This is a genomic window from Nonomuraea sp. NPDC050790, assembly GCF_044456745.1.
Lineage (GTDB): Bacteria > Actinomycetota > Actinomycetes > Streptosporangiales > Streptosporangiaceae > Nonomuraea.
This window is the reverse complement of record NZ_JBITGF010000006.1, coordinates 610764-636323: the sequence shown is the minus strand read 5'-3', so window position 1 is coordinate 636323 and position 25560 is coordinate 610764. Positions and strand designations below refer to the sequence as shown.

Here is a 25560-nt window from a genome sequence, read left to right as displayed (position 1 = left end):
GCGTCCGGTTACCTGGTGGCGAGGAAGTAAGCGGACATCTCCATCGACGCCTCGACGACCTGGTAGTCGGGCTTGTGCCAGGTGGTCTCCTCGCCGCGGGTGCGGACCTTCTTGGAGTGGGTCCTCGGCGGCTGCTTCTTGCCGGGGTCCTTGGGCTGAGCCATGTGCACCTGCCTTCCGTGCGATACGGGGGGTTACCCACGATCTGACTTCGGCAGAGGCGTTCCGTCAATCCCTGTGATCGGATCTATCGCCCGAAATTTCACCCGATCCACGCAAAAACTCGCCCACATCCGGGCTTCATCGGATGTCTGGCCGGTAACTTCAGGCCACCTACTCGCGCACCCGTTCCGCCCATCCGCCCCGCCAGCGCCCAGACAGCCCAGGTCAGACCGGACCAGAGCGCCTCAGCACCGACACGCCCACCCGCTCCGACAGCCACACCAGGGCGACCCCCAGGGGTGTAACCCCTCCGGCGCCTGGCATCGCGTGCGACGCGGGCCGAGCCGGGGGCTGGGGCCGGGGCGGGGTTAGTCGGCGAGGCCGTCCCAGGGGCGGCGTTCCTGGGCGGCGGCCTGGCCCTCGGGGCAGTGGCGGCGGAAGTCGCACCAGCCGCAGATCGGCCCCGGGTTCGGTGCGAACAGGTCGTCCAGTTCCGCTGTCACCGCCGTCGCCTGCCCGCCCGTCGCACCCTGCAGCGCGCCTGCCGCCGGGCCCTCTGGCTCGCCCTGCGCGCTCTGCGGTGGGCTCTGGGGCTGGGGCTGGCCTGCCCTGGTCCCGGTACGGCCCGCCGTACCCGAACCGCCGGCACGCGGCGCGGGCACGTCGGACAGGACCGCACGGTAGCGTTCGTCGGCGTCGGCCGCCTCCTGGGCCATCTCCTCGGCCCGGGTGAGGTGGCGGCGCAGGGAGTCGTCCGTGTGGCGCCACTCGACGATCTCGCCGGTCGGCAGGTGGTGGAGTTCGACGGAGTAGCACGGGGTGCGCATCATCCTGGACGCCGCGATCGCGTAGATGGCCAGCGCGAGCGAGGACCGCGCGTCGTCCTGGGTGAGGGGCCGGCGGCCGGTCTTGTAGTCGACGACGACGAGTTCGTCGCCGCGCCGGTCGAGGCGGTCGATGCGGCCCGAGACGGCGATGACCTTGGTCCGCGTGGCGACGGTGCGCTCGACGCCCACCGGATCATCCGATGGGTCCAGTGTCGCGACATATCCGGATACGAGGTCGCGGGCCCTCCCGAGCCACTCCGCCGACTGCTCGCCGTCCCGGAAACCCTCGGTGATCCACCCGTTCGTGAGCAGGATGGCCGCCGTCAGCGGCGTCCTGCGCTCGTACGGCTCCCGCCACCACCCGGCCAGCGCGTTGTGCACGCTGGCGCCGACGGAGTTGTGCGCCCAGGCCGGACCCTTGGCGGGCTGCGGCCGGTCAAGGTAGGTGAACCGGTAGCGACGCCGGCAGTCGAGCCACGTGTTGAGCCGCGACGGCGTGCACGAGTAGAGCCGCCGCGGCATCCCTTCCAGCGGAAGCTGGTCGTACACGCTCAGGCGTCCGGGTTGAGCTTGATCCCGGCGATCTTGGACGCGTCGGTCAGCGGGCCCTCGGGCGCCGCCTCGCCGGTGTCGGCCCGGGTGAGCGAGCCGGAGACCCAGTCGTCGAAGTGGGGCTCGAGGTCGCCGACGGTGACCTCGTCACCGTGGTTGGCCAGGATGCGCGTGGCGTGCGGGAGCGTGAACAGCCGCCCGCCGATGGAGGTGAGCTGGTCGGCCAGTGCGGGGTACTCCCCGCCCAGCTTGCCGGGCCCGTCGGCCTGCAGGGACTTGCCGGTGAAGACCGCTTCGAGGGCCTCACAGTACAGCGAGACCCCGCCGGGCGTGACGCCGGGCGTCTCCATGACGTCGAGCTGGACGTCGGCGACGCCGAAGATGCCGTCGTCCTCCATGTCGATGTCCGGCCAGGTCTCCGACCAGGTCTCCCGCCACAGCGGCTTGTCCTTGGGATGCAGCGCCACGACGGCCTCGTCTCTGCTGGCCACCTCGATCGCCGCGCCGACGTGGTCGGGCAGGCCGTGCGTGCAGATGACGGCCAGCACCTCCCGCTCGCCGACCTGCTCGAGAATCTTCTCCGCGTCCCGTGCCGGGTCGAGGACGATCACCTCGTCGTCGTCACCCACGATCCACGTGTTGTTCTCGACCTTGTACTCCACGCCGTCGACGTCGACGACGCCCTCGGTCACCACTCGCTCGATACGCGCTGTCACGCCACGAACAATACTGAGTTTTCTTCCAGTACGCCGTGTCCAGCCTGTTCGGATCTCCTGTCAGGCCAGCAATGCCCGGATCGCGTTGATGATGAGCTGCACCGCCAGCGCGGACAGCAGCAGTCCGGCGATCCTGGTCACCAGCTCGACGCCGTTCTCCTTGATGACGCGGATGATGCTGACTGAGAACCGCATGAACACCCACAGCACGAGGTGCACCGCCGCGATCGCCAGCCCGAGCGCGAGAATCCCGCCCGGCCGGCCCCCTGCCTGCTGGGCGAAGACGATGGTCGCCACGATCGCGCCGGGACCGGCCAGCAGCGGGGTGCCGAGCGGCACGAGGGCGACGTTGACGTTGGAGCGCATGCTCTCGCTGGAGGGCTGGGAGACCCCGCGCAGCAGTTCCAGGGCGACCAGGAGCAGCAGCAGGCCACCGGCGATCTGCATGGCCGCGACCTCGACGTGCAGGTACGCCAGGATCGCCTGCCCGAACACCGCGAAGACCACGATGAGGCAGAAGGCCGTCACCGCGGCCTGCCAGGCGATGCGCCGCCGTTCCAGCGGCGAGCGCCCGCTGGTGTAGGCGAGGAAGAGGGGGATCACGCCGGGCGGGTCCATGATGACGAACATCGTCACGAACGCCTCGACGAAGAACCTGGTCCCCGACACCGCTCCCCCAACAGCCGGTTGGGGGAAGTGCTGCCGATCTTAGTCGTCCAGGCGCGGGGAGAAAGCACCGAAGGGCAGGTCGAGGTCCTGGTCCTGCTCGCGCAGGTCACGCAGGCTGAGCTGCAGGAGCGCGATCAGGCAGCCGGCCTCCGCGGGCCAGGCGATGGTCCACAGCCAGTTGCCCATGGCCTCGCCGGCGTAGACGGCCCGGTCGGCGGCGCCGCTCACGCACCACAGGGCACTCGGATGGCCGAGCACGTCGATCTTGGCGTTCGGCGGCCCGGAGTCGAAGCCCTCGCCGGGGTCGGGACCGTCCAGGCCGGCGAAGGCGGCGCCCAGGCCCACGCCCGGCTCCTCGGCGATGACCAGCAGGTCCGCGGGCCCGCTCGTGACCGAAGGGCCGCCGAGCGCCACGACGCTGGCCCGCCCGCCGCTGCGTTCGTCACCCGCCTCGGCGAACCCCGTGACCAGCCATCCGGGCGGCAACGGCCACGGCAGCCACACCGGGACCATCGACGACTTGCGCAGCGTGTCCACCGCGGCGGCGGACGGCTGCCAGGGGGGCTGATAGGGCAGGACGTCCCCGTGCGCGGCGCACCGCCAGGCGCTCGACCACACACTGGGCGCATGAAGAGGGCCAAAACACCGTGGACACGTCGGAGCCGCTCTCACAGCTACCCACGGTGCGTCGTCCGGCACGCTCCAGTCAAGGGCACAGGCCGTTATCCCGTCGTAATCTTGGTGTTGTGCGCGTAAATTGTGTCGGAGCGATAGTTTTCGATGAGTTTGGCCGCCTGCTGCTCATCCAGCGCGGCCACCCGCCGGGTGAGGGCCTGTGGTCGCTGCCCGGCGGCCGCGTCAATCCCGGCGAGAGCGACCACGACGCGCTCGTCCGCGAGATCCGCGAGGAAACCGGCCTCACCGTCACCCCGGGCCCGCTGACCGGCGCCGTCGACCGTCCTGGCCCGGGCCGGACCGTCTACGAGATCCGCGACTACCTCGCCACCCCCACCGGCGGCGAGCTCACCCCGGGCGACGACGCCAAGGACGCGCGCTGGTGCACCGCCGCCGACCTCGCCGCCCTCCCCCTCACCGACGGCCTGCTGGCCACCCTCACCTCCTGGGACGTCCTGCCCAGGACCTAACCCGCCAGGCGGAACGTCCAGAGCGTCAGGTGGTCGGCCGTGTAGGTGGTCGAGCGGCCGAGCGCCACCACCTGCGCGCCGCTGGTCGTGACCGCCGCCAGCCACTGCATGCCCTCGCCCAGCAGCCTCGGGTCCTTGAGGTCCTGCCTGGCCCAGGTCTGCCCGTCGGCCGAGATCCACGCCGCGCTGTCCGCGCCGCCCGGCTGGCCGTGCCAGCCCACGGCCACCAGCCCGTTCTCTCCCGCCGCCAGGTCGTGGACCGCCGCCGCCCGCTCGGCGGGCAGCCACGCGTAGCGCCAGTTCGCCCCGCCGTCCTCCGAGGAGGCGGCGAACGCCTTGGACGTCCCGCCGTGCCGCGCCGTACCGGTGGCCACCAGCATGTCGCCGAACGCCACCACCTGCCGCAGCCCCGCCGCCGAGGCGTCGGGCGGCGAGGGGCGCTTGCGCGGGGTCCAGTTGAGCCCGTCCTTGGAGGTCCAGACGACCGCGCTCTCCTCCTCGCCGGTGCCCGAGCTGCCCACGGCGGCGTAGCCGTCCGGGGTGGCCGCCAGGTCGAAGATGCGCACGCCCGCGCCGCCCTGCGGCAGCTTCTGGCTCCTGGTGAACTTGCGCAGGTCGGGCGTGAACCAGATGGCGGCGCCCGTGGTGCCGGGCCCGCGGTCCTCGCCGGCCAGGATGTAGCCCTTGCCGTCGGCGGCGACCGACTGCACGTCCAGGTAGGTGTGGCCCTCCGCGCGCGCGGGCGCGCCCGCCTGCTTCCAGGTACGGCCGTCGCCGCTGGTCACGATCAGCGGATCGGTGGCCGAGGTGCCCGACTCGGTGGCGCCGGCGGCCAGCCAGCCGCGCCGGCCGTACACGACGTCGTTGAGCATCTGGCGGTGCGGGCCGCCGAGGCTGGTGGAGGTCCAGGTCTGCCAGTCCTTGCTGGTCCAGACGCCGGCGTCGCCGGAGGCCGCGCCGACCGCGACGTACTGGCCCTTCGCGGCGGCCAGGCGGGTGGTCTCGCGGGCGATGCGCGACAGACCCTCGATCCCGGCCACCGGTACGCGCGCGGCGCTGCCCTTGGCCGGCGCCGACATCAGCACGAGCTGGTTGCCCACGTCCGCGGCGGCCTGGTCACCGGCGGCGAACAGCAGCCCGGCGTCGGTCATCGTGAAGCCGCGCAGCGTGGCGCCGGACAGGTTGCCGAGGTCGGCGCGCTTGGTCCAGGTGCGGGCGTTGGCGCTGGTCAGCACGGTGTACTTGTCCAGACCCGGTGCCTGGCTGATCGCCGCGACGCCGCCGCCGTACGAGATGGTGGTCTCGACGCCGGGGCTGCGGCCGAGGTTGATCGTGCCGCACTGGCCCCAGCTCGCGCCGGTGGGCGAGCAGTAGACCCGCAGCCCGCCGCCCGCGTCCGGTTCCTTCCTGATCGGCACGAGCACGAACTGCTTGTCCAGCACCGCCAGCGCGCCCGCCTTCGGCGTCGCCCCGGGAAGCAGGAAGTCGGTCTTCTGCCAGGTCAGGCCGCCGTCCACGGAGCGCACGGCGAGTGAGCCCTCGCCTTGGGCGGGCTGGGCGAGCGCCACCAGGCCGTCCCCGCGCGCCACGACCGCGCGGAACTCGCCCGCCTCCAGCCCGCGCAGGTCGACGCGCTGCCAGCTCTGGCCGTCGGGTGACTGCCAGGCCGCGGGGCCGTTCGCGCCGTCCTGTCGCGCGGTACGGCCGACCGCCACGAAGCCGGAGGCGGTCCTGGCGATGTCGTGGATGTAGTCGCCCTTCCTGAACGTTTCGGCCAGGCCCGCGGGCTCGACGGCGGTCCAGGAGGCGCCGTCGGTGCTGGTCCACAGGCCGTGCTCGATGCCGGTCTCGTCGCCGCCCGCGGCCAGCCAGCGGCCCGCGCCGCCGGTGACCCGGGTGGCGGTGGCGCTCGTGGAAGCGCCCGCGGTGCCGAGCCGCCAGTTCTTGCCGCCGTCCTGCGAGTACAGGAACAGCGGGCGCGGCGTCGGGCTCGTCGTGTCGCTGCCGACCGCGACGACCGTCTTGCCCGCCGAGGCCATGGCGTTGAGCTTCTGGTTGGAGCCGTCGCCGGCGCCTGCCACCGTGAACACCTCGTCCCCCGAGCGTCCCGCCGCGGCCTCCAGCCGCAGCCCGCTCTGGAGGCCCGGGTCGCTGGCACTCCACCAGCGCCACCCGAGCACACCCGCGCTCACCGCCACGGCCAGCGCGAGCACGAACGCCACCGGCCCGAGCACGCGCCGTCGCCGCCGCAGCGGGCTGGACCGGCGGAACGCCGCTGGGGCCTGGCCGCGGTGATGCCGTCCCTGCCGGTCGGGGCCGCTGGCCACGAGCAGATCGGGCCTCGTCGGGCGGCCTGCGGGCGGGCGCCCCACCCGGCGTACCGGCTGGTCGCCCGTCACCCGCTCGCCTGAACCCGGATCCCCACGCTCACCGAAACCGGGAGCCTCGTCCTCGCGGGGAGCGTCGCGTTCGTCCTCTGGCTCCTCGCCGCTCCACCGGGCGACCTCGTCCTCGGTGTCCCTCCATGCGGGCGGGACCACGGCCGGGCGCTGGGGCGGCGGCTCGCTCGGCCGCAGGTTCTGGTACGGCTGCGCCCCCCGCGCCCGCCCCGGCAGGGTAGGCGCGTCATCCTCAGCCTCACCGGGCACGGTCTCCGCAGGACGGGCCACGACCTCCGGACGACCGGGCGGGTCCTCCAGACGACCAGGTGCCGTCTCCGACGGACCGGGCGGGGTTTGCGCCGCACCGGGCGGCGGCTGTGCCAGACCGGGTGGGGTCTGCGCCGCACCGGGCGACGGCTGTGCCGGATCGGGCGGCGGTTGCGCCACACCGGGCTGGGTCTGCTCCGAGCTGGGCGGGGGCTCTACCGGACTGTGCGGGGTGGGGAGGGGGCGGGGTGGGCCGGAGGCGACGAGCTTGTCCGGATGGGTGACGGTGCGGCGGGGGCGGCGGCGGGGCTCGGTGTCGGGTTCCGCCGTGGGCGAGCTGTACGGCCGGCGCCCCTTGGGCGGCTCAGGCTCGGGCGCCTCGTCCTCCGGGGTGGGCGAGGCGAAGGGAGGCAGCCCCCAGGGCGAGGCCAGCGGCACGCCACGGGCCCGGTCGTCGGTGGGGCCCGGCGGGGTGTGCCGGATCCTCGGCTCCTCCCGAGGGCGCGGCTCGTCGTCGTCCGGCGGGTGCCGGGGCGGTTCGCTGGGGCCGGAGGCCACGCGTAGCACCTCCTCGTCGGGGGTTCCGGACCGTTCCAGTTATGCCGTCCTCATTGACTGCCATGTCGGCATAAAAACCGACTTAGCACACGCAGGTACCTCTACCCCATCCCGCAGAGATGATCACCTCCGGAATCCCGCAACACCCACACATTCCAGAGCAACACGCCCAGCCCGGAATGGCGAGACCTCTCTAGTGAGATTCGTAGCACCACTTTGCGATTTATCCCGAAAAAGCGTTGACTGACCGCTTCCTCGACAGCCACAGCACCCCCAGCGTGAACACACTGAGCTGCACCACCGTCCCCGCCAGCGACTGCCAGGGCACCTCGCCCTGCTCCAGCGCCTGGTCCAGCTTCCCCGCCGCCGCGCTGACCCCGAACGCCAGGACGTTGTTGACCACGTGCATCGCGATCGGCGCCTCCAGCCCCCCGGTACGCACCGCCAGGAACCCGGTCACCACCCCGAAGGTGAACACGTCGATCAGCCCCACCCACGTGTAACCGTGCAGCGAGGCGAACAGCACCGACCCGATCACGATCCCCCACCACGGGCTGTTCAGCCGCGTGCCGAACGCCTGCAGCAGCCACCCGCGGAACATGTACTCCTCGGTGGCCGCCTGGAACGGCACCAGCAGCAGGATGATCACCAGGGCGGGCACGAACCCGCTCCACCCAGCCCACGCGAAGACCTCGTCGGTCCCCTCACCGGTCGCCACGAACACGCCGAGCTGGGCCAGTTGCCCCAGGATCAGGGCCAGGATCGCCACCCCGCCGCACATGAGCATCCACGACCAGCGCAGCCGGCCCGCGACCGACGAGAGCGTGCCGGGTCTGCGGCGTTGGATGAGCGCCGCCGTACCGTAGACGACCGGGAGCACGGCGGCGATCGACAGCAGCAGGAACACCAGCCCGAACAGCGGGTCGCCGAAGAGCTGGTCCGGCTTGGCCGGCTGCGGCAGGCCGAGGATCAGCGACAGCACCGTGCCGATCAGCAGGACGAACAGCCCCACCGCGAAGAACGCGACGCCGACGACGACCGTGCCGACGACCGGCCGCCAGAGCTCGCCGGCGCCGTTGCGCGCCAGGTGGTCGTAGCGGGCGCCGCTCGGAGTGGGCAGGAACCAGGGCTGCCTCGGGGCCGGGGGCGGGTAGGGACCCGGCTGCGGATGTGGCTGGCCGTACGGGATCTGGTTCTCCTGCATTCCATCATTCTGTCCGGCGGGTGAGCATTAGTTCACAGACGGGCTCCCGAAACGCGCGGATTCTTGAGGTCGAAGGACGTTTCGACCCTGGGAGCCATGTCATGTCAAGGCTGGGACCTGTCATCACCCTGGCGGCGGGCGCGGTGCTCTTCGCCGGGCTCGGTGTCGCCAGCGTCACCGCGACCCCGGTGGCCCAAGAGACCACCGCGGCCGCCGAGTCGCCGCCCGCCGAGCCGTCCCCCGAGGAAACCGGCGAGCGAACCGGCGAGGAAGCCGCCGAGAAAACCGCTGAGAAAACCGGCGAGGAGACCGCTGGAGAACCCGGCGAGGAGACCGTTGGGGAACCCGGCGAGGAGACCGTTGGGGAACCCGGCGGGGAGACCGTCACCGCGAAGCCCACTCCGGCGCGCGCCGACTACGCCACCCGCGTCAAGGGCGGCCTGCTCGCGATCTCCGTCCGGAACGGCAAGGCCATCGCCTACTTCTGCGACGGCAAAACCGAGGCCTGGTTCAAGGGCAACGCCGCCGACGGCGCGGTCGATCTCGAAGGCTTCGGCAAGGCGAGCGTCACCGCCGCGCTCGGCGGCGGCAAGGCCGCGGGCGAACTGGCCCTCGGCGGCAAGAAGTGGGACTTCTCCGCGCCGCTGGTGAAGAAGCCCTCCGGCCTCTACCGCGCCACCGCGACGGTCAGAGGCGCGCAGATCAAGGCCGGCTGGATCATGCTGAGGCGGCCGGACGGCAACGGCTTCGACCAGGTCGGCCTGGCCGTGGAGGGCGAGAAGAAGACCGCCGCCCCCACCCTCGACGCCACCACGCCCAACGCCCCGGTACGCCTGGGCGAGACCACCCTCTACCCGCAGGACATCGAGGAGATCTCATGACCGCCGTCGAGCCGCGCCGCGGCGGCCTCAGCCCGCTGCTGGTCCCCCTGCTGGCCGGCGGCCTGGTCATGGTCGCCCTCGGCGTGTACGGCAGGGCCCACACCCCGACCGGCTTCGCGATCGGACCGGCCGGGTTCTCCGGGGCGCTGGCGATGAAGTCCTGGCTGACGACGGGCGCCTTCGTGCTGGCCTTCGTTCAGGTGATCTCGGCCCTGTCCATGTGGGGCAAGATCAAGGTCCGGATCCACCCGGCCGTGCACCGCTGGTCGGGCAGGATCGCCTTCGTCCTGACCATCCCGGTGGCCTTCCACTGCCTCTACGCGCTCGGCCTGCAGTACGACGTGCCCAGAGTCATGATCCACTCACTGCTCGGCTGCTTCTTCTACGGCGTCTTCACCGCGAAGATGCTCGCCCTGCCCAAGCGCGGCCTGCCCGGCTGGACCCTCCCGGTCCTCGGCGGCCTGGTCTTCACCGCGCTGGTCGGGCTCTGGCTCACCTCGTCGTTCTGGTTCTTCACCACGATCGGCGTCAAGGTGTGAAGCCGCTGGTACGGCGGAGCCCCGCGGCCCGTCCCTTGGCCGCCACGACCAGCGCCATCTTCCGCGACGCCTCGTCGATCATCTCGTCGCCCAGCATGACCGCGCCGCGCCGTTCCACGGTGGTGTAGTACTCGTACGCCTCCAGGATCAGCTCGGCGTGGTCGTAGTCCTCCTGCGCCGGCGAGAACACCTCGTTGGCCGCCTCGACCTGCAGCGGGTGCAGCACCCACTTGCCGTCGAAGCCCAGCGCCGCCGCCCTGCGCGCGATGCGCCGGTACCCCTCGACATCCTTGATCTGCAGGTACGGCCCGTCGATGACCTGCAGATCGTGCGTCCGCGCGGCCATCAGCATGCGCATGAGGATGTAGTGGTAGGCGTCGCCCTCGGTGTAGCCGGGCGGCTGCTCCCCCACCACCAGCGTGCGCATGTTGATCGAGGCCATGAAGTCGGCCGGCCCGAACACCAGCGTCTCCAGCCGCCTGGACGATCCGGCGATGGCGTCCACGTTGACCAGGCCGCGGGCGTTCTCGATCTGCGCCTCGATGCCGATCCGCCCGACCTCGAAGCCCATCGTCCTCTCGATCTGGGTGAGCAGCGTGTCCAGCCAGACCACCTCGGTCGGGTCCTGCACCTTGGGCAGGATGATCCCGTCCAGGAACTCGCCGGCGCCCTCGACCACCTCGATCACGTCGCGGTAGGTCCACATCGTGGTCAGGTCGTTGACCCTGACCGTGCGCACCTTGCCGCTCCAGTCGCCTTCGCGCAGGGCCGTCACGATGTTCTTGCGCGCCTCGGGCTTGGCCGCGGGCGCGACCGAGTCCTCCAGGTCGAGGAAGACCGCGTCCGCGGGGAGCGTCTGGGCCTTCTCCAGGAAGCGGGGGTTGCTGCCGGGCACCGCCAGTACCGAACGACGTGATCGCATGCGCACACGCTAATGGGTGGCTCGACCGATCCTCGAACGGCGTCTGCCAACAATGGGGGCCGAACGTCAGCCAAGGAGTGCATCCCATGACCTCGGTCCCCGCGGCGCCCGCCGTACTGTCCGATCTTCTGCCCGGCGCGCGCGTGCGCGACCTCGCCCTCATCGCCGGGGGCGCGGCCCTGACCGGCCTGGCCGCCCAGGTCAGCTTCCCCATCCCGGGCTCGCCCGTGCCCGTCTCGGGCCAGACCTTCGCCGCCCTGCTGGTGGGAGCCTCGCTGGGAATGAACAGGGCGGCGCTCAGCATGCTGTTGTACCTCGTGGTCGGGCTGGCCGGGGTGCCCTGGTTCGCCGACGGCAACACGGCGTGGCTGGACGGCGGCCTGGTGCCGTCGTTCGGCTACGTGATCGGGTTCGTCGCCGCGGGCGTCCTGGTCGGCCGGCTCGCCGCGCGGGGCGGGGACCGCACCCCGCTGCGCACCGCCGGCACCATGATCCTCGGCAACCTCGCCATCTACGCCTTCGGCCTGCCCGTGCTCATGGCCGTCACCGGCCTGGGCCTCGGCGCCGCCCTGGCCGTGGGCGTCGTCCCCTTCCTACTGGGCGACGCCCTCAAGATCGCCCTCGCCGCGGCGCTCCTTCCTGCCGCCTGGAGACTGGCCGCCCGATGATCGGCGATCCTGGAGGCTGGCCGCGCCGTGATCCGCAGCTCGTGAAGGCTGGCTGCGCCGTGATCCGCAGTTCGTGAAGGCTGGCCGCCCGGTGATCCGCGGCTAGAGTCGAAGGCGTGACCGTCATCGAAGAAGGCGCGAAGAAGTCCGGCGTCCTCTGGCTCACCCTCGACCGCCCGCGCCTGGCCTGGCACACGCTGCACGAGGGCGCCGTCTACCTGGTCACCGGAGGCGGCGAGCAGGAACTGCCCGGCCTGGCCGAGCGCTCCGAGGTACGCGTGACGCTGCGCAGCAAGGACAACGGGGCCCTGCTGGTGGAGTTCGACGCGCCGGTGACGGTGGTCGACCAGGCGGCCGAGGCGGAGGCGGTGGCCGCCCTGGCCAAGGACCGCCTGAACGCCCCCGACACCGAACACCTGGCCGAGCGCTGGGCCCGCGACTCCACGGTCATCCGCCTGACGCTGCCCTGACCTCAGGCGGCGTTCCGGCGTGCCCGGAGCACGTTGTCGGTGCGCGTCCCAGGCTTCCCGTCGGGCCCGTTCTGGCTGCGCTGAAACTCCGCGTTGCGCTCCAGGGTCCACTCCCCCGAAGGCAGCTCAAGCGCCTCATACACCTCAAGCGGCGTCGGGAAGTGCACGCCGGGCATCGGCTCGTGCTGCCACGAAGCCCACCCCGAGTGCCCCAGCACCAGCAGCACCCCGCCCGGCGCCACGGCCGCGGCGGCCGCCCGCAGGATCGCCTCCCGGGACATCTCGACCGTGCTGTGCAGGTACGCCGCCGAGACCAGGTCGAACTCCCCCTCCGGGAAGCTCTCCCCCAGCTGATGCCACTGAAGGTCGACCCGATCGGCCACCCCGGCCTCCTTGGCATGCTCCGAGGCCCGCTCCAGCGCCACGCGCGAGACGTCCACCCCGGTGACCCGCCATCCCTGCCGGGCCAGCCAGACCACGTCACCGCCCTCACCACAGCCGAGGTCGAGCGCGCGTCCGGGGGTCATCCCCTCGACTTCGGTGACCAGCATCGTGTTGGGCTCACCACTCCAGATGCGCCGGCTCTCGTTGTAGCGGGCGTCCCAGAACTCCTCGTGTTCACTCACCCCCGCACTATCGGCCCACCATCCGCAGGAGGGCAAACCTCATTGCCGAACCAGCAAACCAGGGTCAGACGGGAACGGGTTCGGGGGCCGGGGCCTGGCGGGAGGTGGCGGTCTGGGCCAGGAGGGCGCCGGTCAGCACCGTCAGGCCGCCGATGATCTGGAAGACACCCAGCGACTCGCCCAGCAGGGCCCAGGCGACGATGGCGCCGCCGATGACCTCCAGGGAGGCCACGGTCGCGCCCACCGCCGCCGACAGCCGGCGCACGGCGTTGACGCCCAGGATGTACGCCAGCACCGTCGCCACCAGCACCATCCACAGGTAGGCCCCGATCACCGGCAGGGCCACCGCGCCGCCCGGGGCGGTGGTCTGGGTGAAGGCGCTCCAGCGGACGTTCCAGGGCTGGGCGAACGGGGCCAGGACCAGGGCCGCGCCCACCATGCCCCAGGCGATCAACCCCAGCGAGTCGATTTCATCCCCAAAACTATCGTTCATCAGGAAATATCCGGCGCAACACGCTCCAGCCAGCAACGCCAGCGCCAGCCCCAACGCGTCCAGGCGCAGCCCCTGCCACGCCTCGACCACCACGCCCAGGCCCACGACGGCCACCACCGCGCCGACGAACGCCACCCGCGGCAGCCGTACCCTCCGGACGAACCGGACCCACACCACCACCATCACCGGCGCCATGTACTCCAGCAGCAACGCCACCCCCACCGGCAGCCGCGTGATGGCCAGGAAGAACAGCGCCTGCACGCCCGCCACCGCCATCACCGCGTAGGCCGCGAAGAAGCCCCACTTGTCGCGCGGGATGCGCAGCGCCTTCGGCTTGACCGCGGCCAGCACCGCCACGAGCAGCACCCCGGCGCCGGCCATCCGCACCCAGACGGCCTCGATCGGCGCCAGCCCGGCCGCGTTCAGGTACTTGGCCATCGGCCCGGAGAAGGCGAAACAACACGAGGAGGCGAAGGCGATCGCCAGTCCCGCATACCGCAACGTCAACACATCCTGAGAGTAATGAGTGTTATGTCCGATGGATACTGACATGCCCTGTGGGCGAGGCGCAATGCCTCACCACCCTCGCTCGTTTAGCCTGCTCAGGTGAGGATCTTCGTGGCCCGGCTGGCCGGGACCCCGGTCTTCGACCCGTCCGGTGACCAGATCGGGCGCGTGCGCGACGTCGTGGTCGCCATGCGGCCCACCGCCGACGGCCTGCTGCCGCCGCGCGTGCACGGGCTGGTCGTCGAGGTGCAGCCGCGCCGCCGCGTGTTCCTGCCCATCACCCGGGTACGCGCCATCGAGACCGGAGCCGTGGTCTTCTCCGGCAGGCTCAACATGCGCAGGTTCGAGCAGCGCGTCACCGAGACGCTGACCATCGGCCAGTTGCTCGACCAGACCGTCACCCTCGACGAGCGCCCCTGGATCGTCTACGACCTGGCGATGGACCAGGCCAGGACCGAATGGACGCTCACCAAGGTCGCCGTCTACCAGAAGGGCAAGCGCCGCGAGACCCGCGTCGTCGACTGGGGCGAGGTGCGCGGCTTCGACACCATGCAGCGCGACCAGGGCGCCGCCGGGCTGATCGCCGCCTTCGAGACCGAGCGCGCCGCCGACCTAGCCAACGCGCTGCACGACCTGCCCTTCAAACGACGTGTCGAGGTCGCCTCGGAACTGGGTGACGAACGCCTCGCCGACGTACTGGAAGAACTGCCCTACAGCGACCAGATCGGCATCCTCACCGCGCTCGCCCCCACCCGCGCCGCCGACGTGCTGGCCGAGATGGGCCCGGACGACGCCGCCGACCTGCTCCAGGACCTTCCCGTCGAGCAGGCGGCGCAACTGCTCGCGCTCATGGAACCCGGCGAGGCCGCGCCCGTGCGGCGGCTGCTCGACTACGACGAGGACACCGCGGGCGGCATGATGACCAGCGAACCGGTCGTGCTGCCGCCCGGCGCCACCGTCGCCGAGGCGCTCGCCCACATCCGCCAGCGCGATCTGTCGCCCGCCGTGGCCGCCCAGGTGTATGTGACGCGGCCGCCCACCGAGACGCCCACCGGCGCGTACCTGGGGGTCGCGCACTTCCAGCGGCTGCTGCGCGAGCGGCCCTCGATGCTGCTGGGCGCCGCCCTGGACCACACCATCGATCCGATCAGGCCGGGGTTCACGCTGCCCGAGGTCACCTCCTACCTCGCCACGTACAACCTGGTGGCCGCGCCCGTCGTGGACGAGGGCGGCAGGCTGGTCGGCGCGGTGACCGTGGACGACGTGCTCGACCACCTGCTGCCCGACGACTGGCGGGAACGACATGCCACGTGAGCGACTCGACCAGCCGCGCGAGCTGAGGCGCTCGATCCGGCCCCACTACGACCCCGAGGACTTCGGGCGGCTGTCGGAGCGGATCGCCCGCTTCCTCGGCACCGCGCGGTTCCTCGTCTACATGACGGTGTTCGTGCTGTGCTGGGTGGCGTGGAACGTGCTCGCCCCGGCCGCGCTGCGGTTCGACGAGTACCCGTTCATCTTCCTCACGCTGATGCTGTCGCTGCAGGCGTCCTACTCGGCGCCGCTCATCCTGCTCGCCCAGAACCGGCAGGCGGACCGCGACCGCGTCCAGGGCGAGCAGGACCGCCAGGCGCGGGAGGCGGGGCAGGCGGAGCTGGAGTTCCTCACCCGGGAGATCGCCGGGCTCAGGATCACACTCGGCGAGATGGCCACGCGCGACTTCATCCGCTCAGAGCTCCAGCAGGCCCAGCAGGTCAGGACTCCTCAATGAGGCCCAGCTTGGCCAGCATCGCCCGGCAGCGGCTCAGGTCCTCCTCGCTGAGCGGGTCCAGGAACTGGGTTCTGACGCCGCGCAGGTAGGTGGGGGTGGCGTCGGCCAGCCGTACCTCGCCTTGGGGGGTGAGGACGGCGAACAGGCCGCGCGCGTCGCTCGCGCACGCCTCGCGGGCGACCAGGCCGTCGCGCTGGAGACGGTCGATCAGCCGCGTCAGGCCGCTGCGGGAGAGCAGGACGCGGTCGGCCAGGTCGTTCATGCGCAGCCGCCGCTGCGGGGCCTCGGCGAGCTGCATCAGCACGTCGTAGGAGGCGAGCGGCAAATCGTGGGCGACGAGCAGCTCGGCCTCCAGGTGGCGGGCCACCCGCACCTGTGCCCGTTGCAACGCCCGCCAGACGGCGAGTTCCTGGGAGTCGAGTCCCTCGTCGGGCAGAACAGTCACGGAGTAACCTTAGAACGTTGCACGCACATCTAAACAGCTTCGACTTGCCCCGGGTTCATACGATGGACCCCGTCATCCATAAACCACAAAGGAGTGCCGAGATTTCCATGGCACCGACGCAGGAACTGGTGACGGCCGCCCTCGCCACCGTCATCGACCCGGAGATCCGCCGCCCGATCACCGACCTGGGCATGGTCAAGAGCGTGGACATCGCCCCCGACGGCGCCGTCCGCGTCGGCGTCTACCTCACGGTCGCGGGCTGTCCCATGAAGGACACCATCCGCCGCGACGTCGTCAACGCCGTCTCCAAGGTCGAAGGCGTCGCCGGCGTGGAGCTCGAGCTCGACGTGATGAGCACCGAGCAGCGCAAGGAGCTCCAGACCAAGCTGCGCGGCGACCGGGGCCCCGAGAAGGAGATCCCGTTCAACCAGCCCGGTTCGCTGACCCGCGTGTTCGCGGTCGCCTCGGGCAAGGGCGGTGTCGGCAAGTCCTCCGTCACCGTCAACCTCGCCGCCGCGATGGCCGCCAGCGGCCTCAAGGTCGGCATCGTCGACGCCGACATCTACGGCCACAGCATCCCCCGCATGCTCGGGGCCTCCGAGCGTCCCACCAAGGTCGAAGACATGATCATGCCGCCGATGGCGCATGACATCAAGGTCATCTCGGTGGGCATGTTCAAGCCCGAGGGCAACACGCCGGTGGTCTGGCGCGGCCCGATGCTCGACCGCGCGCTGCACCAGTTCCTCGCCGACGTGTACTGGGGCGACCTCGACATCCTCCTCCTCGACCTCCCGCCGGGCACCGGGGACATCGCCATCTCGGTGGCGCAGCGGCTGCCCGGGGCCGAGATCCTGGTGGTCACCACCCCGCAGCAGGCCGCCGCCGAGGTGGCCGAGCGGGCCGGCTCCATCGCGGCCTCGACGCACCAGCAGATCGCCGGCGTGATCGAGAACATGTCCTGGCTGCCCTGCCCGCACTGCGACGAGCGCATCCCGGTGTTCGGCGAGGGCGGCGGCCAGAGCGTGGCCGACGCGCTGACGCGGACGCTGGGGGCGCGGGTGCCGTTGCTGGGGCAGGTGCCGCTGGACATGCGGTTGCGCGAGGGGGGCGACGAGGGCAAGCCGCTGGTGCTCACCGACCCCGACTCTCCTGCCGCGGCTGAGCTGCGGTCGATCGCCGGGGCTCTGAGCAAGCGCGCGAGCAGCCTCAAGGGCATGCAACTCGGCATCTCCCCCACCGCGCGCTGATCCCCCACAGTTCGGCGCGCTCTCCAAACCCCAACCATCCGTTACGGCGAAGCCACCCCCACGCCACCCGCCGACCTTGGCGGGCGCCGATCGTGGGGGTCGCTTCTCACGTCGGACAAACGCCCCACCGCAACGGCCACCTTTGACCCGCTAGGTGGTCAGAACACCCTGACCCCGGGACAGAGGCCCATGGAAGCAAGCGCGGCACGGATGGGTGCGGGGACTAGCGGTGAGGCGAGGGCCGGGCGCATAGCCTCGTGGCGCAGGTGGCGTGGCGCAGGCGGGAATGACGCGGGGCCTGGCCTAATGGCGCAGGTGGCGTGGTGCAGGTGCGTGGCCAGCGGGAGTGACGCGGGGCCCTGCGGCGTGGGCCCTGTGGGCCCTGTGGGCCCCGGGTGGCGTGGGGCCTGGGTGGTGTGGGCCCGGGTGGTGTGGGGTGGTCAGGTGGCTTCGGAGTCGTAGGGCGGGAGTTCGCCGTATCCGAGCTCTTCCAGAGGCTCTGGGGTGTAAGGGGCGGCGGCGACCGGTTCCAGCTCCTGCTGGGGGCGGTCGTTCCAGGTGTCCTCGATGTCGTCCAGCAAGTGCTTGCGGACGAAGTTCTTGGGGTTGAGGTCGGCCGGATCGAAGTTCGAGAACTCCGGACCCAGCCCGGACCGCAGGTCTTCGCGCGCGTTGGTGGCCATGCGGCGGAGGTTGCGCAGGGTCTGGCCCGCCTGCGACGCCACCTGGGGCAGCTTGTCCGGTCCGAACACCAGCAACCCGATGACGACGAGCGCCCCGATCTCCGCCCACCCGAGTCCGAACACCTGAACTCCTACCGCAGTCCAACTGGCTCCGGGGACAACCCCGGCCACTCCCAGACTAAGGGTTCGCAAGGCCACTTAGAACGCCCAGCCACCTGCCAAGACGATTCCCAAGGTCATCCACGACAGAGCGCGATCACCTCCGAACCCCACGCAACAGGCTCACGCACCAACCGGCCGATCGAGGTTGCCGGGTCAACCGGTCACGGTGTATCGGCTCGCGTGGTCAGGGGTGGGCCGGTCGGGCGGTCAAGGGGGCCGTTGCGGTGGGGTGTGGTCCGGCGTGAGAAGCGACCCCCACGATCGGCGCCCGCCCGGGTCGGCGGGTGGCGTGGGGGTGGCTTCGCCGTACCGGAAAAAGGACGAAAAAGCTTAGAACCGACAGAAGCCGCACGAACGGACAAAAATCAAGCAGATCACGACGGGGACGGAGAGGGCGTCTCGTCGGCGATGACGGTCAGGGTGGCGGTGCGTTCTTGGCCGGCGCGTTCGTACTTGACCGTGATCTTGGAGCCTGGGGCCTTGGCGCGGATCAGGGCGATCAGTTCGTTGCCGTCCTGGAGGCGCAGGCCGTCCATTTCCAGGATGACGTCGCCGGCCTTCAGGCCCGCCTTCTCCGCCGGGCCGCCCGCGTCCACCGGCTGCCTGCCCTGGTCGGGCTCGGAGGCGATGCGGACGCCCTGTCCTCGGTAGTTCTTGTCCAGGACGATGCCGATCCTGGGGCGCTTGGCCTTGCCGGTCGTGATCAACTCCTGGGCCACCCGGCGGGTCTGGTTGACCGGGATCGCGAAGCCCAGGCCGATGCTGCCGCCCTGGCTCGACGACGAACGGCTCAGCGTCGCGATCGCCGAGTTCACCCCGATGACCTCGCCCTTGGCGTTGACCAGCGGGCCGCCCGAGTTGCCGGGGTTGATCGCGGCGTCGGTCTGGATGGCGGAGATGTAGGCGGGCTCCTCGGTGGACCTGCCACTCTCGTCCCCGGCGATGACCGGGCGGTTCAGCGAGCTGACGATGCCCGTCGTGACGGTGCCGCTCAGGCCCAGCGGCGAACCGATCGCGATGACCGGGTCCCCCACCACGACCTGGTCGGAGTTGCCCAGGGTGATCTCCGGGGTGCCGAACGTCTGCTCCGGCTTCACCACCGCCAGGTCGGAACCCGGGTCGCGGCCGACGATGCGGCCCGTGGTGGTCTTGCGGTTGGCGAACATGATCTGGATCTCGCCGCCGCTGGCCGCCATCGCGACGACGTGGTTGTTGGTGACCACGTAGCCGTCCTTGATCAGGAAGCCGGAGCCGCTGGCGCCCTCGGCGCCGCCGTTGCCGACCTCCAGGGACACGACGCTGGGCAGGACGCGCGAGGCGACGCCCGCCACCGACTCCGGAGGACGGTTGATCGCGCCGCTGGGCGCGGGGCCGAGCGTGTAGGAGGGGTCGGTGCCGCCGCCCGACCTGGTGAGCAGGTACGTGCCGACGCTGCCCAGGCCGGAGGCGATCAGCGCGATGGCCACGGCCACGGCGATCATGCCGCCGGCGCCCAGGGCGACCTTGCGCTGGGGAGCACCGGCGCCGGGCGGCGGGGCCCAGCCGGTGCCCATGCCCAGGGCGCTCTGGGGCGGCGGGGGCTCGGAGCCATAAGGCGGGGAGTTGTAGACGGCGGTGTCACCACGCTGGGGCTGGCCACCATAAGAACCGGTGTCGCCACGGCCGGCGAAGGAGCCGGTGTCGCCTTGCTGGAACTGGCCGCCGTAGCCGCCTGAACCGCCATAGCCGCCGGTGTCGCCCGGCTGGGGCTGGCCGCCTGGCTGGGGCTGGCCGCCCTGACCGGCGTACGAGCCGGAGTAGGGCGGCGGGCCGAACGACGGCTGGCCGGGTGAGGTGAAGCGGGGCCCCTGCTCGCCGGCCGGGCTGCCGTAGGCGGCCGCGGCGGCGTCGTAGGAGCTGTAGGGGTCGGTGCTGCCGAACGTCGGCGGCGGTTGCTGCTGCTCTCCCGCACCGCTGTACGGCGGTGCCGGGCTGTAGGAGCGGCCGGACGGGTCTCCCCAGGCGCCCTGATCCTCGCCCGCGGGCAGAAACTCCGGTCGCTCCTGCGACTCGGGGGAGTCCGACGGCGTGCGTCCTTCGTCGGGGCGCGTCTCGTCGGTCATCTAAGTCTCACCACTCCTCGCTCGGACACCGCAATCCTGGCGTGAACGGCATACGTGGGTCGTAAGCCCTGTAAGGCCCGAACCCCGATCGTATGCCCCTCTCGCCGACGACTACGCCATCCTTCGAGTATCCCAGGCCAACGGCCCGGGACATCACGGGGTGTTGCCCGGCGCCTGCTGGACCTGGAAGAGCTCGACCGGCGGTGGGTTGCCCACTTCCGTGGTGTTGTTGACGGCGAAGAAGGTGCCGAGCGCGACCGCGGCGGACATGACGCCCACGGCCACGTAGGCGCCGCGGCGCCTACTCCCCCGTCCAGGGCCGGAAGAACCACCGAAGGCGTCCCTTCTCGGCCGGTTGTCCAAAGGGGAGATGCTGTGTGGCCCAGGGAGCGGCACCCCTCCGAACGTAGGAGGGAAAGGGCGCTCACGAGGCGGCAGCGGCCCGCCGGGTTCGGACATGCGCAGCAGCGACATGGTCAGGTCGGCGGGCATCGCCGGGCCGTCGAGTGAGCGCAGGCGCGACTTCAGCGCCCGCATCGACTCGACCTCCCTTCTGCATTCGGCGCAGAAGGTGAGATGGGCCAGGGCCCGCTCGCGCTCGACGTGGCTCAACTCGCCGTCGACCAGCGCGGAAACACTCTCTCCAAGATGAGACATTCCTAGCCTTCCTCCCCACGGATCACGGTCGGGGGGAGTTCAGCGCCTCGGGGTGCTCGGTGTTCGAGCGCCTCCCTCAGCTGTGCCCGGCCACGATGAATACGGCTCCGGACCGTACCCAGCTTCACGCCGAGCGTGGCCGCGATCTCCTCGTACGACAGGCCTTCGATGTCACAGAGGACCACCGCGGCACGGAACTCGGGGGCGAGCGCGTCGAGCGCCGCCTGGACGTCGGCCTCGAAGTGCGCGTCGTCCCACGCCTGCGCCGGAGACGGCTCACGTCCGCGCAGCCGTTCCGCCGCGTCGTCCGCCAGTCCCTCGAACCGGATGCGCTGCTTGCGCCGCGCCATGTCGAGGAACAGGTTCGTCGTGATCCGGTGCAGCCATCCCTCGAACGTGCCGGGGGTGTAGCTGGACAATGACCTGAATACCCGGACGAAGACCTCCTGTGTGAGGTCTTCGGCGTCGTGGACATTGCCGGTCAGCCGGTACGCCAGCCGATACACGCGCGCGGAGTGCGTCCGCACGACCTCCTCCCAGGTGGGAGGAGTCCACTCAGACACCTGGTGGTCGCTTCCGTCCACCAAGGCTCCTCTCTTTGGGACCACCGCTACAGCCATAGTGCCTGGTTTCGTCCCTTCATGCGCACTGCCTGCCTTCCGGACCGGCAAAGCCCGTTTAAACCTGCAACGCGTTAGGACCGTCTTGAGTTCCCGTCCGGGCGTGCCTCCCCTAGGCTGCGATCGGTGACCAATCGCATGAAAGTGGGGGGAGGGGGCCGATGACCAGCCCGGTAGAGGCCACTCTGGCCTATGCGGAGCAGTTCCATCAGGAAGATGAGGTGCTTCTCGCGGCGCGGCAGCGCGGCCAGGAGATGGGCGCCGTGCCCATCCTTCCCGGAGGCGGGGCGGCGCTCTGCTTCCTCGCCACCGCGCTCAACGCCAAGTCCGTGGTCGAGATCGGCACGGGCTGCGGCGTGTCGGGGCTGTGGCTGCTGCGTGGCATGCGTCCCGACGGCACGCTGACCAGCGTGGACGTCGAACCGGAGCACCAGCGGCTGGCCAGGCAGGCCTTCGCCGACGCCGGTTTCTCCGGCGGGCGGGTGCGGCTGATCATCGGCCGCGGCCTCGACGTGCTGCCCCGGCTGTCGGACGGCGGGTACGACATGGTCTTCGCCGACGGCGCCAAGCAGGAGTACTCCGACTATCTGGCCGAAGCCGTCCGGCTGCTGCGGGTGGGCGGGATCGTGGCCTTCGACAACGCCCTGTGGCACAACCGGGTGGCCGACCCGGCGCAGCGCGACCCCGACACGGTGGCCCTGCGCGAGCTGGGCAAGCTCGTGCAGGGTGACGATCGGCTACGACCTCTGATGATGCCGCTGGGCGACGGACTGCTGGCCGCCGTCAAACTGAGCGACTGACCCACCCCCAACCCCCACCCCCCGGCTAGATGGTTGCCAAGGAAAAGCAGGGGCCCAGCCAGTTGGATGGTCGCTGAGGAGAAACAGGGGGCAACCGGTCAGGGGCTGAGCCACTGCACGAGGAGGCGGACGCCGAAGCCCGTGGCGCCCTTGGTCAGCACGCCCTCGTCCACCGTGCTCCGTCCGACCCCCGCCACGTCCAGGTGAGCCCAGGGCCGCTTGCCCGCGAACTCCCGCAGGAACAACGCCGCCGTGATCGACCCGGCCCCGAAGCGCGAACCCGTCTCCACGTTGGCCAGATCCGCCACCGACGACTCCAGCGCGGGCGCGTAGTCGTCGATCAGCGGCATCCGCCACAACCGGTCGTCACTGGCCTTACCGGCGCCGAGCAGCTCCCCGGCAAGCTCCTCTGACGTGGAGTAGACGGCGCCCACGCTGCGGCCGAGGGCGACGCTGATCGCGCCGGTGAGGGTGGCGATGTCCACGACGGCGTCCGGGGCGAGCGTGTCGTCGGCGTAGGCGAGGGCGTCGGCCAGGACCAGGCGGCCTTCGGCGTCGGTGTTGAGGACCTCGACGGTGCGCCCGCCGTAGTGGGTGATGACGTCGCTGGGCCGCTGCGCGCTGCCGGACGGCATGTTCTCGGCCGCCGCGACCAGCCCGGTGACCCGCACGGGCGCGCCCAGCTTCGCCAGCGCCGACACCGCGGCGATGACGACGGCGCCGCCGGCCATGTCGGTCTTCTGGACCTTCATGTTGTCGGACGGCTTCAGCGACAACCCGCCCGAGTCGAACGTGATGCCCTTGCCCACGAGCACCACGTGCCTGGTGGCGCCCGGCGGGTCGTAGGAGAGCTGGATGAGCCGGGGCGGGTTGGCCGAGCCCTGGCCGACGGCGAGGATGCCACCGAACCCGCCGGCCCGCAGCTCCTCCTCGTCCCACACGCGCACCGGTACGCCCTGCTCGCCGGCACGCTCGGCCAGCCACGCCGGGGTCTTCACCGACGAGGGCGTGTTGGCCAGGTCGCGGGCGAGCGCGACGGCCTGGGCGACGATCTCGCCCCGCCGTACCTCCTGCTCGTCGGCGCCGGCGAGCACGAGCGCGGCGACGGGCTTCTTGCCCGGCGCGGAACCGACCTTGAAGGTGTAGGCGGCCAGCAGCGCGGCCTCCGCGAACGCCGCGCCGGCGCCGTCGGGAACGACGACGGTGAGCGTCTCGCGGCCCTTGGCCCGGCGGGTCAGGGCGGCGGCGGCCTTGCGCAGCGCCTTGGGCGAGCCGTCGCCGACTCCGTAGAGCAGGACCCGCCCGACCTCCTCACCCCGTGCCACGGGCACCTCGACGATCTCGCCCGCCTCGCCCTTGGCCTCGTAGTGGGCCAGCAGGGCGGCCGTGGGCACGTGCAGGTCGAGGGGGAGCGCCGGGTCCAGGCCGGAGGAGTACGGCACCGCCAGCAGCTCGGCCCCGTCGGGGATCTCGGAAACCACCGACGTCGTGGTCTCAATGGGCACGGGTCATCTCTCCAAACACGTCAATGGCCCTGGCGCGGAGGCACGCCAGGGCCGTCGATCGAAGCTGTCTCGGGAAGCGCTCAGCCGACGACGTTCTTCAACGCCTCGCCGAGCGCCTGCGCCTCGTCGGCGGAAATCTCCACGACGAGCCGGCCGCCACCCTCCAAGGGGACACGCATGACAATGCCGCGCCCTTCCTTGGTGACCTCCAGCGGACCATCGCCGGTCCGCGGCTTCATCGCCGCCATGCGTGTATCCCTTCCTGCCTTGGGCTCCCGCGGCCCGCGACCGCCGGCCCCCCAGGAGGGTGGTCGGCGCATTCACGTCTTCTGTGATGTCCTATTCTCCCGCATCGAGAGCCCTCATGGGTAACGATCTCCTCCCAGAATGCGTTGTCCGGGGGTGCGAAGACGGCCAAACTGGACTTCGTGCACGCACGCGCCGGCCTGTTCGACCTCTACGGAGACCACCTGCGATCACGCGGTGGACAGGCGTCCGTTGCCGCCCTCGTGCGGCTGATGAAACCCCTGGAAATCGCCGCTCCCGCCGTGCGCACCGCCGTTTCGCGCATGGTCAGGCAGGGCTGGCTGACCCCCGTACGGCTGCCGCGCGGCCCCGGATACGGCCTGACTCCGAAGTGCGTCAGGCGCCTGGACGAGGCAGCACTGAGAATTTACCGAGCGGGGACGCTCGGCTGGCGTGGGCGCTGGCACGTGATCGTCTTCGGCCCGGTGCGGGAACGCCCCAGGCGGGAGCGGCTGCGCGCCGACCTCACTTTCCTCGGCTACGCGGCGCTGTCCGAGACCACCTGGATCGGTCCACGCTCCTCCATCGAGCTGGACAATCTGCTCGACGGGGAGGGCGTGGTGGCCGACCGGTTCGACGCCGCGCTGGACGGCGACCCGCGTGAGCTGGTGGCCCGCGCCTGGGACCTCGACGGCATCGCCGCGGCCTACGAGCGCTGGCTGGCCGAGGCGGAGTCGCTGGTCGACTCGCTGCCCGCGCACGCGCCGGACGACCGCGTCTTCGCCACCAGGAGCGTGCTGGTCCACGGCTGGCGCAACTTCCTGTTCCGCGACCCCGGCCTGCCCGCGGAACTGCTGCCCGCGGGGTGGCCTGGCGAGAAGGCGCGGGCATATTTCGAGCAGGAGGCCGCCCGCCTGCTGCCCAGAGCCGCCGCATTCGTCGACCAGAACCTGGAGACCCTGTGATCCGCTACGACGTGACCGCGTCCGTGTCCACCATCACGCTCGACCGCCCGGACGCGATGAACTCGCTGACGGCCGAGCTGAAGACGGCCCTTCTCGACGCGCTGCGCCGGGCGGCCGGGGACCCGGCGGTCCGCGCGGTGCTGCTGACCGGCTCGGGACGGGCCTTCTGCGCCGGCCAGGACCTGCGTGAGCACGCCGAGAATCTGGAGGCGGGCCGCGGCCTGGCCGGGACCGTGCGCGAGCACTACAACCCGATCGTCGAGCTGATCACCACGATGCCCAAGCCGGTGGTGGCGGCGGTCAACGGCGTGGCCGCGGGGGCCGGGGCCTCGCTGGCCTTCGCCTGCGACCTGCGGGTGGCCTCGGAGAAGGCGAAGTTCGCGATGGCCTTCAGCGGCATCGGCCTGGTGCCGGACTCGGGCGCCTCGTGGACGCTGCAGCGCCTCGTCGGACCCGGCCGCGCCGCCGAGCTCCTGCTGCTGGGCGAGCCGCTGGACGCCCAGCGGGCGCTGGAGCTGGGCGTGGTGACGCGGGTGGTCCCGCCGGACGACGTGCTGAAGACCGCCCACGAGCTCGCCGTACGGCTGGCGGAAGGCCCCACCAAGGCGTACGCGGCCACCAAGCGCCTGCTCGCCTACGCCGGCACTCATTCCCTGACCGAGTCCCTGGAGCGGGAGGCCGTCCTCCAGGACGAGTGCGCCGCGACGGACGACCACGTCAACGCCACCCGATCCTTCCTGGCCAAGGAGCGTCCGACCTTCGAGGGTCGATGA

The 25560-nt window shown here is 71.3% G+C and carries 28 protein-coding genes; 11 read left to right on the top strand and 17 right to left on the bottom strand.

The genetic code is table 11. The annotated features are described in order from the left end of the window. Window positions 1-8: 8 nt before the first annotated feature. The 5 genes from ACIBEJ_RS32335 to ACIBEJ_RS32315 all read right to left on the bottom strand — a co-directional run bounded on the left by ACIBEJ_RS32335 (window position 9) and on the right by ACIBEJ_RS32315 (window position 3598). Window positions 9-164: a pyrroloquinoline quinone precursor peptide PqqA gene (locus ACIBEJ_RS32335; RefSeq protein WP_184967953.1), complete on the bottom strand. Its 156-nt coding sequence runs from the start codon at window positions 162-164 to the stop codon at window positions 9-11. 366 nt (window positions 165-530) lie between these two features. Next, window positions 531-1511, bottom strand: a complete 981-nt coding sequence (locus ACIBEJ_RS32330) for a RecB family exonuclease (RefSeq protein ID WP_397186739.1) — start codon at window positions 1509-1511, stop codon at window positions 531-533. 29 nt (window positions 1512-1540) lie between these two features. Then, window positions 1541-2257 carry an MBL fold metallo-hydrolase gene (locus ACIBEJ_RS32325; protein WP_397186650.1) on the bottom strand — a complete coding sequence of 239 codons (717 nt, stop codon included), beginning with the start codon at window positions 2255-2257 and terminating at the stop codon, window positions 1541-1543. A 60-nt stretch (window positions 2258-2317) separates the two neighbouring features. Next, a complete protein-coding gene (locus tag ACIBEJ_RS32320) occupies window positions 2318-2926 on the bottom strand; it encodes a MarC family protein (RefSeq protein WP_184967949.1) in 609 nt (202 codons plus the stop codon). A 39-nt stretch (window positions 2927-2965) separates the two neighbouring features. Beyond that, window positions 2966-3598, bottom strand: a complete 633-nt coding sequence (locus ACIBEJ_RS32315; RefSeq protein ID WP_397186649.1) for a DUF6758 family protein — start codon at window positions 3596-3598, stop codon at window positions 2966-2968. 74 nt (window positions 3599-3672) lie between these two features. Here ACIBEJ_RS32315 and ACIBEJ_RS32310 point away from each other — a divergent pair, with 74 nt between their 5' ends. Further along, window positions 3673-4071, top strand: coding sequence for an NUDIX hydrolase (locus ACIBEJ_RS32310; RefSeq protein WP_397186648.1), 399 nt, complete (start codon window positions 3673-3675; stop codon window positions 4069-4071). Here the strand turns inward: ACIBEJ_RS32310 and ACIBEJ_RS32305 are convergent. Continuing rightward, entirely contained in the window at window positions 4068-7277 is a 3210-nt protein-coding gene (locus ACIBEJ_RS32305; RefSeq protein ID WP_397186647.1) for a hypothetical protein, read from the bottom strand. The two genes, ACIBEJ_RS32310 and ACIBEJ_RS32305, sit on opposite strands and share 4 nt — an antisense overlap. A 223-nt stretch (window positions 7278-7500) precedes the next feature. Then, window positions 7501-8481 (bottom strand): lysostaphin resistance A-like protein, encoded by a 981-nt coding sequence (locus ACIBEJ_RS32300; RefSeq protein WP_397186646.1) that lies wholly within the window; start codon window positions 8479-8481, stop codon window positions 7501-7503. 101 nt (window positions 8482-8582) lie between these two features. On the opposite strand from ACIBEJ_RS32300, the gene ACIBEJ_RS32295 reads away from it, so the two are divergent. Both ACIBEJ_RS32295 and ACIBEJ_RS32290 read left to right on the top strand, forming a co-directional pair. Continuing rightward, window positions 8583-9362, top strand: coding sequence for a hypothetical protein (locus ACIBEJ_RS32295; RefSeq protein WP_397186645.1), 780 nt, complete (start codon window positions 8583-8585; stop codon window positions 9360-9362). Next, window positions 9359-9901: a DUF6529 family protein gene (locus ACIBEJ_RS32290; protein ID WP_397186644.1), complete on the top strand. Its 543-nt coding sequence runs from the start codon at window positions 9359-9361 to the stop codon at window positions 9899-9901. Before ACIBEJ_RS32295 ends, ACIBEJ_RS32290 begins: the two co-directional genes overlap by 4 nt. Here the strand turns inward: ACIBEJ_RS32290 and ACIBEJ_RS32285 are convergent. Then, on the bottom strand, window positions 9891-10823 hold the full coding sequence (locus ACIBEJ_RS32285; protein ID WP_397186643.1) for an HpcH/HpaI aldolase/citrate lyase family protein: 933 nt from the start codon (window positions 10821-10823) through the stop codon (window positions 9891-9893). The genes ACIBEJ_RS32290 and ACIBEJ_RS32285 overlap by 11 nt on opposite strands. Before the next feature lie 86 nt (window positions 10824-10909). Here ACIBEJ_RS32285 and ACIBEJ_RS32280 point away from each other — a divergent pair, with 86 nt between their 5' ends. Together ACIBEJ_RS32280 and ACIBEJ_RS32275 are read left to right on the top strand one after the other, a co-directional pair. Then, window positions 10910-11491 (top strand): biotin transporter BioY, encoded by a 582-nt coding sequence (locus tag ACIBEJ_RS32280; protein WP_397186642.1) that lies wholly within the window; start codon window positions 10910-10912, stop codon window positions 11489-11491. A gap of 116 nt (window positions 11492-11607) precedes the next feature. Further along, window positions 11608-11961, top strand: a complete 354-nt coding sequence (locus ACIBEJ_RS32275; RefSeq protein ID WP_397186641.1) for a hypothetical protein — start codon at window positions 11608-11610, stop codon at window positions 11959-11961. Between the two features lie 2 nt (window positions 11962-11963). On the opposite strand, the gene ACIBEJ_RS32270 is transcribed toward ACIBEJ_RS32275, so the two are convergent. After that, entirely contained in the window at window positions 11964-12587 is a 624-nt protein-coding gene (locus ACIBEJ_RS32270; protein ID WP_397186640.1) for an SAM-dependent methyltransferase, read from the bottom strand. 64 nt (window positions 12588-12651) lie between these two features. Beyond that, the gene (locus tag ACIBEJ_RS32265; protein WP_397186639.1) at window positions 12652-13590 is read right to left on the bottom strand and encodes an EamA family transporter; all 939 of its coding nucleotides are present in this window, start codon (window positions 13588-13590) and stop codon (window positions 12652-12654) included. Between the two features lie 96 nt (window positions 13591-13686). On the opposite strand from ACIBEJ_RS32265, the gene ACIBEJ_RS32260 reads away from it, so the two are divergent. Together ACIBEJ_RS32260 and ACIBEJ_RS32255 are read left to right on the top strand one after the other, a co-directional pair. Continuing rightward, window positions 13687-14901, top strand: a complete 1215-nt coding sequence (locus tag ACIBEJ_RS32260; RefSeq protein ID WP_397186638.1) for a magnesium transporter MgtE N-terminal domain-containing protein — start codon at window positions 13687-13689, stop codon at window positions 14899-14901. Then, a complete protein-coding gene (locus tag ACIBEJ_RS32255; protein ID WP_397186637.1) occupies window positions 14891-15355 on the top strand; it encodes a DUF1003 domain-containing protein in 465 nt (154 codons plus the stop codon). Before ACIBEJ_RS32260 ends, ACIBEJ_RS32255 begins: the two co-directional genes overlap by 11 nt. Here the strand turns inward: ACIBEJ_RS32255 and ACIBEJ_RS32250 are convergent. Next, window positions 15339-15800 (bottom strand): MarR family winged helix-turn-helix transcriptional regulator, encoded by a 462-nt coding sequence (locus tag ACIBEJ_RS32250; RefSeq protein ID WP_397186636.1) that lies wholly within the window; start codon window positions 15798-15800, stop codon window positions 15339-15341. The genes ACIBEJ_RS32255 and ACIBEJ_RS32250 overlap by 17 nt on opposite strands. A gap of 107 nt (window positions 15801-15907) precedes the next feature. On the opposite strand from ACIBEJ_RS32250, the gene ACIBEJ_RS32245 reads away from it, so the two are divergent. Then, complete coding sequence (locus ACIBEJ_RS32245; RefSeq protein ID WP_397186635.1) at window positions 15908-17047, top strand: Mrp/NBP35 family ATP-binding protein; 1140 nt, start codon at window positions 15908-15910, stop codon at window positions 17045-17047. Between the two features lie 440 nt (window positions 17048-17487). On the opposite strand, the gene ACIBEJ_RS32240 is transcribed toward ACIBEJ_RS32245, so the two are convergent. The 4 genes from ACIBEJ_RS32240 to sigE form a co-directional block, all read right to left on the bottom strand. Beyond that, complete coding sequence (locus ACIBEJ_RS32240) at window positions 17488-17853, bottom strand: sec-independent translocase (RefSeq protein ID WP_397186634.1); 366 nt, start codon at window positions 17851-17853, stop codon at window positions 17488-17490. A gap of 413 nt (window positions 17854-18266) precedes the next feature. Then, on the bottom strand, window positions 18267-19994 hold the full coding sequence (locus tag ACIBEJ_RS32235) for a S1C family serine protease (protein WP_397186633.1): 1728 nt from the start codon (window positions 19992-19994) through the stop codon (window positions 18267-18269). A gap of 153 nt (window positions 19995-20147) precedes the next feature. Beyond that, entirely contained in the window at window positions 20148-20651 is a 504-nt protein-coding gene (locus ACIBEJ_RS32230; RefSeq protein ID WP_397186632.1) for an anti-sigma factor family protein, read from the bottom strand. A gap of 2 nt (window positions 20652-20653) precedes the next feature. After that, a complete protein-coding gene (gene sigE, locus ACIBEJ_RS32225; protein WP_181019707.1) occupies window positions 20654-21271 on the bottom strand; it encodes an RNA polymerase sigma factor SigE in 618 nt (205 codons plus the stop codon). 161 nt (window positions 21272-21432) lie between these two features. Between sigE and ACIBEJ_RS32220 the strand changes: the two genes are divergently transcribed. After that, window positions 21433-22071: an O-methyltransferase gene (locus ACIBEJ_RS32220; protein ID WP_397186631.1), complete on the top strand. Its 639-nt coding sequence runs from the start codon at window positions 21433-21435 to the stop codon at window positions 22069-22071. Window positions 22072-22169: 98 nt separating this feature from the next. Here the strand turns inward: ACIBEJ_RS32220 and ACIBEJ_RS32215 are convergent, their stop codons facing one another. Further along, window positions 22170-23576, bottom strand: coding sequence for a leucyl aminopeptidase (locus ACIBEJ_RS32215; protein WP_397186630.1), 1407 nt, complete (start codon window positions 23574-23576; stop codon window positions 22170-22172). 80 nt (window positions 23577-23656) lie between these two features. Next, window positions 23657-23824, bottom strand: a complete 168-nt coding sequence (locus ACIBEJ_RS32210) for a DUF3117 domain-containing protein (RefSeq protein WP_181019706.1) — start codon at window positions 23822-23824, stop codon at window positions 23657-23659. Between the two features lie 180 nt (window positions 23825-24004). Here ACIBEJ_RS32210 and ACIBEJ_RS32205 point away from each other — a divergent pair, with 180 nt between their 5' ends. Next, window positions 24005-24787 (top strand): PaaX family transcriptional regulator C-terminal domain-containing protein, encoded by a 783-nt coding sequence (locus ACIBEJ_RS32205; protein ID WP_397186629.1) that lies wholly within the window; start codon window positions 24005-24007, stop codon window positions 24785-24787. Continuing rightward, complete coding sequence (locus ACIBEJ_RS32200; protein ID WP_397186628.1) at window positions 24784-25560, top strand: enoyl-CoA hydratase-related protein; 777 nt, start codon at window positions 24784-24786, stop codon at window positions 25558-25560. Before ACIBEJ_RS32205 ends, ACIBEJ_RS32200 begins: the two co-directional genes overlap by 4 nt.

Bases quoted from the DNA above. Each gene is read 5' to 3' on its own strand.
- ACIBEJ_RS32335 (WP_184967953.1), bottom strand. From the start codon at position 164: ATGGCTCAGCCCAAGGACCCCGGCAAGAAGCAGCCGCCGAGGACCCAC.
- ACIBEJ_RS32330 (WP_397186739.1), bottom strand. From the start codon at position 1,511: ATGCCGCGGCGGCTCTACTCGTGCACGCCGTCGCGGCTCAACACGTGG.
- ACIBEJ_RS32300 (WP_397186646.1), bottom strand. From the start codon at position 8,481: ATGCAGGAGAACCAGATCCCGTACGGCCAGCCACATCCGCAGCCGGGT.
- ACIBEJ_RS32295 (WP_397186645.1), top strand. From the start codon at position 8,583: ATGTCAAGGCTGGGACCTGTCATCACCCTGGCGGCGGGCGCGGTGCTC.
- ACIBEJ_RS32290 (WP_397186644.1), top strand. From the start codon at position 9,359: ATGACCGCCGTCGAGCCGCGCCGCGGCGGCCTCAGCCCGCTGCTGGTC.
- ACIBEJ_RS32285 (WP_397186643.1), bottom strand. From the start codon at position 10,823: ATGCGATCACGTCGTTCGGTACTGGCGGTGCCCGGCAGCAACCCCCGC.
- ACIBEJ_RS32280 (WP_397186642.1), top strand. From the start codon at position 10,910: ATGACCTCGGTCCCCGCGGCGCCCGCCGTACTGTCCGATCTTCTGCCC.
- ACIBEJ_RS32255 (WP_397186637.1), top strand. From the start codon at position 14,891: ATGCCACGTGAGCGACTCGACCAGCCGCGCGAGCTGAGGCGCTCGATC.
- ACIBEJ_RS32245 (WP_397186635.1), top strand. From the start codon at position 15,908: ATGGCACCGACGCAGGAACTGGTGACGGCCGCCCTCGCCACCGTCATC.
- ACIBEJ_RS32235 (WP_397186633.1), bottom strand. From the start codon at position 19,994: ATGACCGACGAGACGCGCCCCGACGAAGGACGCACGCCGTCGGACTCC.
- ACIBEJ_RS32230 (WP_397186632.1), bottom strand. From the start codon at position 20,651: ATGTCTCATCTTGGAGAGAGTGTTTCCGCGCTGGTCGACGGCGAGTTG.
- sigE (WP_181019707.1), bottom strand. From the start codon at position 21,271: ATGGCTGTAGCGGTGGTCCCAAAGAGAGGAGCCTTGGTGGACGGAAGC.
- ACIBEJ_RS32220 (WP_397186631.1), top strand. From the start codon at position 21,433: ATGACCAGCCCGGTAGAGGCCACTCTGGCCTATGCGGAGCAGTTCCAT.
- ACIBEJ_RS32210 (WP_181019706.1), bottom strand. From the start codon at position 23,824: ATGGCGGCGATGAAGCCGCGGACCGGCGATGGTCCGCTGGAGGTCACC.